This is a genomic window from Comamonas serinivorans (assembly GCF_002158865.1).
Classification (GTDB): Bacteria; Pseudomonadota; Gammaproteobacteria; order Burkholderiales; family Burkholderiaceae_C; genus Comamonas_E; species Comamonas_E serinivorans.
The window spans coordinates 3,624,031-3,636,140 of the sequence record NZ_CP021455.1 but is presented as its reverse complement, the minus strand read 5'-3'; the positions used below and the strand labels follow the sequence as shown (position 1 = coordinate 3,636,140).

9 protein-coding genes are annotated in these 12,110 nt (G+C 72.2%); 2 read left to right on the top strand and 7 right to left on the bottom strand.

Annotated features, from left to right (window positions below; all coding sequences use genetic code 11):
• The first annotated feature begins 8 nt into the window (after positions 1 to 8).
• Together CCO03_RS15490 and CCO03_RS15485 are read left to right on the top strand one after the other, a co-directional pair.
• Positions 9 to 1,007, top strand: a complete 999-nt coding sequence (locus CCO03_RS15490; RefSeq protein WP_087284793.1) for an RluA family pseudouridine synthase — start codon at positions 9 to 11, stop codon at positions 1,005 to 1,007.
• A gap of 149 nt (positions 1,008 to 1,156) precedes the next feature.
• Positions 1,157 to 3,688, top strand: coding sequence for a DUF1631 family protein (locus CCO03_RS15485; protein ID WP_236903873.1), 2,532 nt, complete (start codon positions 1,157 to 1,159; stop codon positions 3,686 to 3,688).
• A 484-nt stretch (positions 3,689 to 4,172) separates the two neighbouring features.
• On the opposite strand, the gene CCO03_RS15480 is transcribed toward CCO03_RS15485, so the two are convergent.
• From CCO03_RS15480 to CCO03_RS15450, 7 genes are all read right to left on the bottom strand, one after another.
• On the bottom strand, positions 4,173 to 5,261 hold the full coding sequence (locus CCO03_RS15480; protein ID WP_087282489.1) for a pseudouridine synthase: 1,089 nt from the start codon (positions 5,259 to 5,261) through the stop codon (positions 4,173 to 4,175).
• A gap of 225 nt (positions 5,262 to 5,486) precedes the next feature.
• Entirely contained in the window at positions 5,487 to 6,683 is a 1,197-nt protein-coding gene (locus tag CCO03_RS15475; RefSeq protein ID WP_087282487.1) for a M20 aminoacylase family protein, read from the bottom strand.
• 106 nt (positions 6,684 to 6,789) lie between these two features.
• Positions 6,790 to 7,776: a Bug family tripartite tricarboxylate transporter substrate binding protein gene (locus tag CCO03_RS15470; RefSeq protein WP_087282485.1), complete on the bottom strand. Its 987-nt coding sequence runs from the start codon at positions 7,774 to 7,776 to the stop codon at positions 6,790 to 6,792.
• 111 nt (positions 7,777 to 7,887) lie between these two features.
• On the bottom strand, positions 7,888 to 9,141 hold the full coding sequence (locus CCO03_RS15465; RefSeq protein ID WP_087282483.1) for an MFS transporter: 1,254 nt from the start codon (positions 9,139 to 9,141) through the stop codon (positions 7,888 to 7,890).
• 136 nt (positions 9,142 to 9,277) lie between these two features.
• Entirely contained in the window at positions 9,278 to 9,937 is a 660-nt protein-coding gene (locus tag CCO03_RS15460; protein ID WP_087282481.1) for an isochorismatase family protein, read from the bottom strand.
• A gap of 43 nt (positions 9,938 to 9,980) precedes the next feature.
• A complete protein-coding gene (locus tag CCO03_RS15455) occupies positions 9,981 to 11,237 on the bottom strand; it encodes an isochorismate synthase (protein WP_087282479.1) in 1,257 nt (418 codons plus the stop codon).
• Between the two features lie 39 nt (positions 11,238 to 11,276).
• Positions 11,277 to 12,095 (bottom strand): 2,3-dihydro-2,3-dihydroxybenzoate dehydrogenase, encoded by an 819-nt coding sequence (locus CCO03_RS15450; protein WP_087282477.1) that lies wholly within the window; start codon positions 12,093 to 12,095, stop codon positions 11,277 to 11,279.
• Positions 12,096 to 12,110: the final 15 nt, after the last annotated feature.

The following is a 12,110-nucleotide window of genomic DNA, read 5'->3' as shown; positions in this document are numbered from 1 at the left end:
TGAAGCACATGTCCTCTAAAAAATCAACGAGTTACGCCACGTCTTCGGACCGAGCGATTATAGGGGTCAATCGGGCGCCAGAAAGTGCGGCCACGCGTTTTGTGACCGTGGATGACGAATTTGACCAGCAGCGGCTGGACAACTTTTTGCTGCGTCTGCTCAAGGGGGTGCCCAAGACCCACGTCTACCGCATCATTCGCTCGGGCGAAGTGCGCGTGAACAAGGGCCGTGCCAGCGCCGACACACGCCTGGCCGCCGGCGACGTGGTGCGCGTGCCGCCGCTGCGGCTGCCCGAGGCGCCCGAGCCGGCGTTCGTGCCGGCGCGCAGCTTCCCGGTGCTGCTCGAGGACGAGGCCCTGCTGGTCATCAACAAACCGGCCGGTGTGGCCGTGCACGGCGGCTCGGGGGTGAATTTCGGCGTCATCGAGCAACTGCGTCAGGCCCGACCCGACCTGCCGCACCTGGAGCTGGTGCACCGCCTGGACCGCGACACCAGCGGCGCCCTCATCCTGGCCAAGAAGCGCAGCGCCCTGCGCGCGCTGCAGGCCCAGTTCCGCGACCGCACGACCCAGAAAACCTACCTGGCCCTGGTCCAGGGCGAATGGCCGCAAGCGGTGCGGCGCATCGAAAAGCCCCTGAAGCGCTATGCCTTGCCCGGTGTGGGCGGCCAGGAGGGTGAGCGCCGCGTGAAGGTGACGACGAGCGATGACCCGGATGGGCAGTATGCCCTGAGTCTCGTTCGTGTGAGAACGAGGGTGGCCGCATACTCCTTGCTTGAAGTCACCATCAAAACCGGACGCACCCATCAGATCCGGGTTCACCTCGCTTCGTGCGGCCACCCCATCGTGGGCGACGACAAGTACGGGGACACCGAAGGTCAGGCCAAGGCCAGGCGCATGATGCTGCACGCGTGGCGCATCGGTTTTCACCATCCGAAGAGCGGCGAGCCGGTGTTCGTCGAGGCGACAGCGCCGGCCGAATTCGAGCCGGCGATTTCCCCTCGCTGACATCGTCCAACAATGTATCAAGGGTGTTACAGTAACTCCAAGTGGTCACCCTTGTCGGGCGTGGCCGCGACCTCTGGGGACTTGCCTTGCCCGGTCAGAATTTGCTGATTCGCCGCTGCTTTCAAGAAGCCATTCTGCTGTCGTCTGCCATGATCAAGCACACGGCGCGGTCGGCTGCGGCCGGTATGCGCGCGGCTGCGGGCTCGGCCGTGACGCTTCCGCAGGCCAAGGCCTGGACGACTGCGGCCCGTTCGCTCGAAGAGCAGCGCCGTCGGCTCAGCGCCGAGTACTGCCGCCTGCTCGAGCGTCACCTGCGCGATGCCATCGACGAGCTCGAGGCCGTGGACCTGCGGCGGCTGAATCGCGATGCCCTGAGCGCCCTGGCGCAGCGGCAGTCCAAGGTGACGGCCCAGACCGAACCGGTGTCGCAGCGCCTGCAGCAGCGTGTGCTGCCCTTGACCGAGCAGCGGCTCACGGTGCTGGACTCCCACATCAGCGCCGCCTTGGGGCTGCAGACGGTGCGCCCCGACATCAACCCGTTTCGCCCCGAGATCCTCTGCAACGCGCTGGCCGAGCTGATGGCCTGCCACATGGACAAGCCGGAGGAGCTGGCGCTGTGGCTGGCCTACCTGGCGCCGCCCTATGCCGGCGGGCTCAAGCGGCTCTACATCGATCTGGTGCAGATCATGCAGAGCAGCGGCGTGGCCGATGCGCGCTTCCAGCTCGAGCTGGCGGCCGAGCCCGCTGCGGCACCGGCTCCCGACGCCGAGCAGCCCACGCTGCCGATCTCGCTCATGGGCGCGCTGCAGCGGCGCCGTGTGGCTGCCCAGCACCCGCGCGAGCGGGCCGCAGCCAGCCTGCAGCAGCAGGCCGACCGGGCCGCCACCGAGCCGGCCGCCCCGGCGCAGGCGACGTCTGGGGCGCGCTCGCCACGCGTGCCGTTTCCCGGCATGCAACAGCTGGCGCGCGTGTTTCCGGGCGTGTCGCGCGAGGTGGTGCGGGCGTTCCTGCACGACCCCAACTGGGCCAAGGACCTGGATGCGCCGCTGCCGCCCTCGTACTTTCATGCCCTGGAACAGACGGCCGCCCAGTTTCAGGCCGCGGCCCAGGGCGCGGCCGCGCCCGACGCCCAGGCCCTGCGCGAATTCCACCGCGTGCGGCGCCAGCAAAGCCCGGTGGACCGCGCCGGCATCGAGCTGGACCTGAACCATTGGCTGGCCAGCGACGACTGGGGCGAGTGGCAGTCGCCCGTGCGGCGGGCGCAACAGGTGCTGGAGCTCAAGCAGGAGGCCACGCGCATCAGCGAGGTCATGGGCCTGGACTGCGTCGGCGTCACGCTCACCCAGCTGGCCATGGACACCAGCCTGCTGTGGCCGGTGCGCGAGGTGTTCCTCGCGCTGTCGTCGCCGCTGGTGCAGCTGGGCGTGCAGCAGCCGTGGTTTCTGGCCAAGGCCGCGCACCCGGCCCGCGCCTTCATCGAGGCGATTGCGCAAAAGAGCTACGAATACAACGACGAGTACGCCGAGGTTTTCCAGGCCTTCATCCGGCCCGTGCAGGTCCGGGTGCACGGCCTGCTGGCGCTGCAATACCCGTCGGCCGACGACCTGGAGCTGGCGTTTGCCCTGGCGCTGCAGCAGCTGCAGGCCGCCTGGGACGAGGCCGAGCACGCGGCCCAGGGCCCGCAGGCCGGGCTCAAGGCGCTGCAGTTTGCGCAGGACCGCCAGGCGCTGGCCAACCAGTTTGCGGCCGAGCTGGCCGAGGTCGAGGCGATTGGCCGGGCGCCCGAGGCCGTGGTCAAGCTGATGCTGGAGACCTGGTCGCTGGTGTTGGCCCACGCCAAGCTCACCGACGACCGGCAGCAGCGGGACCCGGGCGGCTACCGCGTGGCGGGCATGGACCTGGTCTGGTCGCTGTCGGGCGAGGCCGCCGTCAACCACCCGGTGCGCGCGTTTGCGCTGCTGCCGCCGGCGCTGGTCAAGCTGCGCGAAGGCATGGACCTGATCGGCGCCACGCCGCAACAGATCGAGACCACGCTGGCCATGCTGTTGCCGCTGCACCGCCGCCTGCTGGAGATGCGCCGCCGCAAGCTGCAGCGCGAAGCCCCGCAGGGCGAGGCCGTGGACAGTGGCGCCGGCGATTCCCTGCCGTCGATGCTGGACGGACCGCCCGCGGAGGACGGCGTCGAAGCCCGCCTGCTGGAGCTGGACGACCGCACACCGTGGATGAGCGAGGCCGAGCGCTCGGCAGCGGGCATGGCGGTGCGCGACAGCGGCAGCGACCAACTGCAGGAGCCCGGCAAGGAAACGCAGCGTGGCGCCCTGGGGCTGGAAGGGCTGACCCTGCCGCCCGACAGCGGTGCGGCCGAGCTGGGCCAGCTCAAGAGCGAGGCCGAGCTCTTGCTGCAGAACATGCGCGAGCAGGACTGGTTCGACCTCTTTTCGCACGGCAACTGGCAGCGCGTGCAGCTGGTCTGGTGCAACGACAACCGCAGCTTGTTCATGTTCCGGGGCCGCACCGGCAGCCCGCACTCCATGACACGGCGCATCTGCCTCAAGCTCATGCAGCACGACCAGCTGCGTGCCGTGCGCCCGCACCTGCGCCGCGTGGTGTCCGTGCTCGAGGCCGGTCAGGCGCCCGACACCGTGCTGCCCACGGTTGGCAGCCTGCAGCCGCTGGCTTGACTTTCGATCTGGGTAGTATGGGGTGGTTACCGTTTTGAAATCAACGAGGATGGATGCATACCCTGTTCATGTGATGGAACACCGGACCTGAATCCACCCGCCGAGGTGGGGGCACCCATCGGGCGCCGACCCCAGGGTGAACCCATCCCCGGCCGGCGCAGCAGTGGGTCCGCCCGTGGGCTGACCGCGCAAGCCCGGCGCGGCCAGCCACGCTGATGCCTGTCTGCCCAGGTTGTGACGGCAGCGCCGGTACCGCCGACTGGTCTCGGGACGAGGGACCCGCAGGCTTCCACCGTCCTGCGGCCCTGTGAGATGCATTCCGGTCATGATGCGCAACCCCCCAGCTCATGGATGCGTCGCCGGCGCCAGACGCTGACGAGCCGGCTGCGGGCGTACGCGGCCTTCTGGCGGCGTTCGGTCAGCCCGTGGGCCGCGGTCGCTTGCGGCCCTCAAGCCGGCCGCTCTGGTGCCCTCACCGATGTCCTCAGGTCCCGATGGGCGGCCAGGTCAGCGACTGGCCGCTGGTGAAGTGGCGGTCTTCCCCCGTCACGGGGTCGTGGAAGCCCAGGGCTTGCGCCAGCAGCTGCAGGGGGTGCTGCACGTCGTCGGGGTCGTCGGCACGCCGGCTCACCCGCGGGTAATAGGGGTCGTGGCGGATGGGCAGGCCCAGCGCGTTCAGGTGCGCGCGCAACTGGTGGCGGCGCCCCGTGTGCGGAACCAGCGCGTAACGACCCCAGGGGCCGTGCCGCGCCAGCAGTTGCAGGTGGGTTTCGCAATTGGCCTCGCCCGCGGCCTCGTGCATGGTGAAGAAATGCGGGTCTTGCACCAGGCGGCTGCGGTAGCACCAGGCCGTGGGCTCGCCCGCGTGCACGCCCGTTGCCGGTATGCCCGCTGCCGGTATGCCCGCAGCGGGCGCCTCGGGCATCAGGGGCTGGGGCAGGCGCGTCCATTGGCCTCTCCAGGCCGCGGCAGCGCCGGGCCGCGGCGCTGCGGCGGCTGGTTCGGCAACCGCGGCTGGAGGCAGCTCGGCCCAGGGCGCGACGGCCTCGTAGCGCTTGTGCACGTTCCGGTCGCGGAACAAGGCCTGGTAGGCCGCGCGCTCGGCAGCCTGCACGGCGAACACGACCAGGCCCGCGGTGTCGCGGTCGATGCGGTGGATGGGGCTGAGCTGCGGCAGGCCCAGCTCGCGCTTGAGCTGCACCAGCAGGCTGCGCTGCACGAAGGGGCCGCTCGGTGTCACGGGCATGAAATGCGGCTTGTCGGCCACCACCAGGTGGGCGTCCTGGAACAGCACGCGCGCGGGCCAGGGCAGGGCGGGCTCGGCCTCGGCGTGGCGCCAGTAGTAGACGCGGGTGTGCGGCGTGTAGGGCGCATCGGGGGCCAGCGGCTGGGCGGCATCGCTCCACACCCAGCCGGTCTGCATGCGCTGGGCCCAGCTGGCGCGGTCGAGCGCGGGCAGGCGCTCGGCCAGGAAATCCAGCAGCCGCGGCCAGGGGCCAGGCGGCGTGGCGATGCAGCTCGGGCTCACGCCGTCGCGGTCGGGAACGAGGGGGTTGCGGGGGGCGTGGGCCATGCGGGGGAATCGAAGGGGCGGGCGACGGGCGGATGCGGCGTGGTCGGCACGTTGCGCGGGGTGGCTTGCGGTGGCGTGGGCGTCGCGTGCAGGCTGGAGCGCCGGGTGAGCGGCGGGTGCGGTCGAGGGGCAACGCGGCTGACGGACAGCTCGCCCATCTGCAACGCGCGACCTGGCGATGCGGGCGCCTTGCGCCGACCCGGTCCGCCACTGGTGCCCCGCGGCTCAGCCGCGCGGCGTGGCCAGCCAGCGCTCGGCCAGGCGGGTCAGGTAGCTGGCGCCGATGGGCAGCAGGCTGTCGTTGAAGTCGTAGCTGGTGTTGTGCACCAGGCAGGGGCCGTGGCCGTGGCCGGCTTCGCGGTGGTCGCCGTCGCCATTGCCGATGAAGGCGTAGCTGCCGGGCACCTGTTCCAGCATGAAGGCAAAGTCCTCGGCCGCCATGATGGGGGTTTGCACCAGCAGGCGCTCGGGGCCGACGAGATCGGCCAGCACCTCGCGCGCAAACGCCGTTTCGGCTTCGTGGTTCACGGTGGACGGGTACAGGCGGGTGAACTCGAAGTCGCACTCGGCGCCATAGGTGGCGGCGGTGCCGCGGGCGATCTCGCCCATGCGCTGCTCCACCAGGTCCAGGGTCTCGCGCGTGTAGGTGCGCACCGTGCCGCGCAGCTCGCAGGTGTCGGGGATCACGTTGGGCGTGTCGCCCGCGTGGATCATGGTGACCGAGATGACGGCGGTCTCCGACGGCTTGCGGTTGCGGCTGATGATGGTCTGGAAGCCCTGCACGATCTGCCCCGCCACGGGGATGGGGTCCACCGCCAGGTGCGGCATGGCGCCATGGCCGCCCTTGCCGCGCACCACCACGCGGAACTCGTTGCTGGAGGCCAGCACCGGCCCGGCAGAGGCGGCGAAGTGCCCGGCCGGGATGCCGGGCATGTTGTGCATGCCGAACACCGCTTCCATGGGAAAGCGCTCGAACAGGCCGTCGCGCATCATCTCGCGCGCGCCGCCGCCGTGCTCTTCGGCGGGCTGGAAGATGAGGTAGACCGTGCCGTCGAAGCGGCGCGTGCGCGCCAGCTCCTGTGCGGCGCCCAGCAGCATGGTGGTGTGGCCGTCGTGGCCGCAGGCGTGCATCTTGCCGGGGTGGCGGCTGGCGTGGGCGAACTGGTTGGCCTCGGTCATGGGCAGCGCGTCCATGTCGGCGCGCAGGCCCACGGTGCGCGGCGAATCCCCGTTTTTCAGGATGCCGACCACGCCGGTGCCGCCGAGCCCACGGTGCAGCGGAATGCCCCATTGGGTGAGCAGCTCGGCCACCAGGTCGGCCGTGCGCGTTTCTTCGAACGACAGCTCGGGGTGGGCATGGATGTCACGGCGGATGCGCTGCAGTTCGGGCGCTTGGGCGGTGATGGCGTCGATCAGGTTCATGGGTATGGTTGTGTGCGGTGTAACGGCGTGGCGGGCGGCTTGGGGGCTGCGTCCGTGGCGGACTGCGCGTGCCCGTGGAGGCGGTCGATGTCGGGATTGGACCAGATCAGCTGGGCTGGATGCCCAGGCGCTGGATGGCCGGACCCCAGGTGCGGCGTTCGGCGGCGATGCGCTGGGCCAGGGCGGCGGGGCTGGCGTGGTCGGGCAGCGCGCCCTGCGCCAGCAGGGCCGCCTTCAGCGCCGGGTCGCTCAAGGCCTGGGCCACCTCGGCGTTCAGGCGCTGGATGACCGCGGCCGGCGTGCCGGACCGCGCGGCCAGGCCCAGCCAGACGGCGCCCTCGTAGCCCGGGTAGCCCAGCGCCTGCAGCGTGGGTGCGTCGGCGAACGTGGGCGCGCTGACCTGCGGGCTGACGGCCAGCACCCGCAGCCGCCCGTCCTTGACCAGCGGTTCGACCAGCGCGGTGCCGGCGAAATACACCTGGGTGTCGCCCGCCGCGACGGCGGTGAGCGCCTCGGTGCCGGTCTTGAACGGCACGTGCACCAGGGTCACGCCCAGCCGCTCGCGCAGCATCTCGAACAGCACGTGTGGCGGGCTGCCGTTGCCGGACGAGGCGTAGTTCAGCTCGCCCGGCCTGCGCTTCGCCAGGGCGATGAACTCGGCCAGGCTGCTCACCCCCAGCCGGGGCGGCACCACCAGCGCCATCGGGATCACCGCCAGGGGGCTGATGGGCTGCAGCTCGGTGACCGGGTCATAGGTCAGCCGCGGAAAGACGAAGGGGTTCCACACCAGGTGCGCGTTGGTGACCAGGGCCAGCGTGTGGCCGTCGGGCGGCGCCTGCTTGAGCTGCGTCATGGCCACCATGCCGCCAGCACCGGGCTTGTTCTCGACCACCACCGACTGGCCCAGCGCGGCGCGCAGGCGCTCGGCCAGCGGGCGCGCGAAGATGTCCGGCAGGCTGCCCGGGCCGCCGTTGACGATCAGGGTCAGGGGGCGGCTGGGCCAGCCCTCGGCGGCGCGCGCGGCCGGGGCACACCCCAGGGCCGCGCTGGCGGCCAGCGTGGTCACAAAGCGGCGACGGGAGGGGGCGTGCATGGGTGGGCTCCGGGTGACAGGGGTGATTGGGGGTATGGTGCCATCGCTTTTTTGTAAAGAACGGCAATGGCACGATACTGCATCAGATCGAGGGCGTGCACGCAGCCACCCTCAAGACAGGCTGCCCAGGCAGTCGCGCACGCGCGTGCGGCCCAGGCCCAGCAGCAGCAGCGTGCCCAGCAGGGCCGAGGCCGCAAACGCCAGCAGCACCCACGACGGGCCATGGCCGGCCGCCAGGATCTGGCCGCCCAGCATGGGCGCGATGACCGCACCCAGGCGGCCGATGCCCAGCGTCATGCCGATGGCGGCCGCGCGGTGCGGCGCCGGAAACGCGTCGGCCACCAGGGCGTTGACGAGGTTTTGCGCGCTGATCGCGCTCATGCCCAGCAAGGCGACCACGGCGAACAGCCCCCAGCCCGGCAGCGCGCGCGAGGCGATGCCCAGCAGGCAGGCGCTGGCCACCAGCCCCGCCGCCATGGCCACCGGCCGCGTGCCCAGGCGGATCGCCAGCGAGGCGGTCAGCAGCGAGCCGGCGATGGCGCCGATGTTGAGCGTGAACATCAGCTGCATGGCGCCCTGAAAGGGGATGTCGAACTCGCGCATCAGCTGGGTGAGCCAGGTGCTGATGCCGTACCAGGTGAGCAGATCGGCCAGCGTGGCCAGGGTGCCCAGCGCCAGCACCGGCCGGCTGGCGCGCGTGAACAGCGCACGCCATGGGCCCTCAGGCGCCAGCGCGTCCTGCGCCAGCTGGCGCGCCGCGCGGATCACCAGCGGCGCCACGACTGCCGCCAGCACCAGACCCAGCGCGCCACCGGCCAGGAACAGCGGCCGCCACCCGCCCGCGGGGATGAGTTCACGCGACACCAGCGCGGCCAGCATGCCGCCCAGCGGCATGCCCGACATGACGATGCTGATGGCCAGCGCGCCGTGGCGTTGCTGCACGTGGGCCCGCGCCAGCGCCAGCGCCGCCGGCAGCACCAGGCCCAGCGCCAGGCCGGCCAGCAGGCGCAGCGCGCCCAGCTGCCAGGCGCTGCCGGTCAGGGCCACGGCCGCCGTGGCCGCCGTGAACACCAGACAACCGGCCAGCACCACGCGCGCCAGCCCCAGCCAGGCCACCAGCCGGCCCGCGGCCAGGCCGCCCACCAGCATGCCGGCGAAGGCCATGCTGCCCACCACGCCGGCGCCCGATTTGTCCAGCGCCATGGCCGGGTCCATCAGCAGCGACGGGATGGCGTTGCTGTAGATCAGCAGGTCGAAGCCTTCGGCCAGCATGATGGCCGTGCAGGCCGCCACCACACCCCAGCGGCTGCGGGCGTCCAAGGCGCGCGCGGGGCTGCCGGCGTCGGCCGAAAGGGTGGCGCTCATGGCTGGCTCCAGCAAGTGACCCGCCCGCACCGGTGAACATGGTGGGCGGCCATGGCGTGCGCTGCCTGCCGCGTGCTGCGGCGTGCGCCGGTCTGGCGCCCTGCGCCGTCGGGCGACGTGCGGCTCCGCGCGGCGTTCATGCGGCCTCCAGCACCTGGGCGGTGGTCAAGGGCACGGCGCAGGTGGCCGCGACCCAGGCGATGGCCTGGTCGTGTTTTTCGCGCGAGTAGTCGGCCAGCGCGTCGGCGACGAAAAAGGGCTCGATGTCGCGCTGAAACGCCTCGACCGCCGTGGCCAGGCAGCCGATGTGGGCGTAGACGCCGCAGATCACCAGCTGGTCGCGGCCGCGTGCGCGCATCAGCGTTTCGAGGTTGCTGCGCTGAAACGCGCTGTAGCGGTGCTTGGTCAGCACGATGTCGCCCGGGGCCGGGGCAATCGCGTCGGCGATGGGCTCGTGCTCGGGCAGGGCGCGCATGCCGGGGCCCCACAGGTCGGCCTGGAGGCCGCGGTCGCGCCGGTCCTGGTTGCCGTGTTGCGCGGTGTAGAACACCGGCACGCCCTGCGCATGGGCCCAGTCCAGCAGCTGGCGGATGTGCGCGATCACGGCCGGGATGGGGCTGGGCGCATCGCCGAAGGCCGAGAGGAAGTAGCGCTGCATGTCGTGCACCAGCAGGGCTGCGCGCGCCGGCTGCAGGCGCCAGGGGCCGCGTGCGGCGGGCAGGTCGCTGGCGCCGGGCAGCGCATAGGCGGGGATGCGGGGCAGGCTGCGGGCGGGCTGGTCGGGGGTGTCGGTCATGGTGAGGGGTGAGAACAAGGAATGCCGATGGTTGGCTGGGCGGTCAGAGCGCATCCAGCGGCGGCACGCGCACGCCCAGCGCGTGCAGCATGGCGTTGAACTTGGCGCGGGTTTCGGCGGCTTCGGCCTGGGGCGACGAGCTGGCCACGATGCCCGCGCCGGCGAACAGGCGCGCACGGGCGCCCTGCACGCGCGCGCAGCGCAGGCTGACGTGCCAATCGCCATCGCCGTGCGCATCGCACCAGCCCACGGCGCCGGCGTAAAAGCCGCGCGGCACGGGTTCCAGCTCGGCCAGGGCCTGCAGCGCTGGCGCGCGCGGCGTGCCGCCGACGGCGGGTGTGGGGTGCAGCAGCGCGGCCAGCGCCAGGCTCGAGGTCTGCGCCAGCGCATGGGGCGAGGGGTCGCGCAGCTCGCCCTCGATGCGGGTGCCCAGGTGCCACATGGTGGCCGTGGCGTGCAGCGTGGGCTGCGGTGGCACGCGCAGCTGCCGGCACAGCGGCGCCAGCAGGTCGGCGATGGCCTGCACGACGTAGCGGTGCTCCTGCTGGTCCTTGGCCGACGCTTGCAAAGCCTCGGCCTGCGCGCGGCTGGCGCTGGCGTCGGCCAGGCGCGGGGCCGAGCCGGCCAGCGGCTCGCTGAGCACCTGACGGCCGCGGCGCGCCAGCAGGCGTTCGGGGGTGGCGCCCACCAGCCAGGCCGGCGCGTCGCCCGCGGCCACCGGCAGCGGCGCCACATAGCGCAGCACATGGGGGTCGGCCCCCAGGCGCTGGGCCAGCCACCAGGGGTTGAGGGCCTGGCTGGCCTGGGCCAGCAGCGTGCGCGCCAGCACCACCTTGTGCAGGGCCTCGCCAGACGCGGGCACGTCGCGCAGGCGCTGCACGCAGCGGGCCACGCTGGCTTCGTAAGCCGCGCGGCTGGGCTCGGCGGTCAAGGACCAGTCCAGGGTATGGGGTGATTGCCGTTCATTGGATACCGGCAATGGGGAAGTACTGCTGATTTCGGCCTGATTCTGCACCCAGGCCTGCACCGCGGCGGGGTTGGTCTGGGCCTGCACCACCTGCAGGTGGCTGGCGGCCGTGCGGTCAAAGGGCAGGGCGCCCGCCAGGCGGGCCTGGGGCGCCAGCGTGGGCAGCAGCGCCGCGGCCTGCACGCCCAGCGCCGCGGCCGGCGCGGCCAGCACCGGGCCCAGGGGGCGGCCCAGCAGGCTGGCGTGCTGGCCGTGCAGCAGCACCGGGCTGGCGCCTGGGGCCGGGCGGGGCGCGGGGGTGGCGGGCGCGCTGGCGGTCGAGAGAGCGGGCATGGCGATGGCGCAGAGGCGGGCGGTCACGGGGTCGCGGCGTCAGGCGCGCAGCGTGGCGCCGCCGTCCACGTACAGGTCGCTCAGGGCGACGTGGCCGGCCTGATCGGAGAGCAGGAACATCACGGCGTGGGCGATGTCGTCGGGCGTGGCCAGCTTGCGCAGCGGGATGCCGGCCTTGTACTGCTCGGGCAGGCCGGCGATCACGCGCTCGGCGCCGTGCTCGTCGGCCCACATGCCGGTCTGCATGGGCGTGAGCGTGGAGCCCGGCGCCACGATGTTGCAGCGGATGCCGTGCGGCGCCAGCTCCAGCCCCAGGCAGCGCGTGAACATGTGGGCCGCCGCCTTCGAGGCGGCGTAGGCGGCCATGGCGTGGCGCGGCACGCCGGCGGCGTTCGAGCCCACGGTGACGATGGCCCCGCGTCCGCGCGGCTGCATGACCTGCGCGAGCGCGCGGCCCAGGTGAAAGACGCCGTCGCAGTTCACCGCGAACACGCGGCGCCACTCGGCGTCGCTGGTCTCGGTCACGCGTGTGCCCGAGAGCACGCCGGCCACGTTCACGCCGATGTCGATGGCGCCGTGCTCGGCCTCGATCTGCTGCACCAGCTGCGTGACGGCATCGCCATTGCGCACGTCCAGCGCGCGCGGCAGCAGGCGGGCGGCCTGCGCGGGCGGGCGGCCGGCCAGCGTGGTGGCCGCATCAAGGGCCGCCACGTCGATGGCCGCCACGTCAATGGCCGCCACGTCGGTGGCGACCACGGTGCAGCCGGCGGCCAGCAGGTGGCGCACCAGCGCCTGGCCAATGCCGCCGGCGGCGCCGGTCACCAGGGCCAGGCGCCCGTCGAATCCCGTGAGTTGCATCGGTGCGTTCTCGAA

Bases quoted from the DNA above. Each gene is read 5' to 3' on its own strand.
- CCO03_RS15450 (WP_087282477.1), bottom strand. From the start codon at position 12,095: ATGCAACTCACGGGATTCGACGGGCGCCTGGCCCTGGTGACCGGCGCC.
- CCO03_RS15470 (WP_087282485.1), bottom strand. From the start codon at position 7,776: ATGCACGCCCCCTCCCGTCGCCGCTTTGTGACCACGCTGGCCGCCAGC.
- CCO03_RS15455 (WP_087282479.1), bottom strand. From the start codon at position 11,237: ATGCCCGCTCTCTCGACCGCCAGCGCGCCCGCCACCCCCGCGCCCCGC.
- CCO03_RS15465 (WP_087282483.1), bottom strand. From the start codon at position 9,141: ATGAGCGCCACCCTTTCGGCCGACGCCGGCAGCCCCGCGCGCGCCTTG.
- CCO03_RS15475 (WP_087282487.1), bottom strand. From the start codon at position 6,683: ATGAACCTGATCGACGCCATCACCGCCCAAGCGCCCGAACTGCAGCGC.
- CCO03_RS15485 (WP_236903873.1), top strand. From the start codon at position 1,157: ATGATCAAGCACACGGCGCGGTCGGCTGCGGCCGGTATGCGCGCGGCT.
- CCO03_RS15480 (WP_087282489.1), bottom strand. From the start codon at position 5,261: ATGGCCCACGCCCCCCGCAACCCCCTCGTTCCCGACCGCGACGGCGTG.
- CCO03_RS15460 (WP_087282481.1), bottom strand. From the start codon at position 9,937: ATGACCGACACCCCCGACCAGCCCGCCCGCAGCCTGCCCCGCATCCCC.
- CCO03_RS15490 (WP_087284793.1), top strand. From the start codon at position 9: ATGTCCTCTAAAAAATCAACGAGTTACGCCACGTCTTCGGACCGAGCG.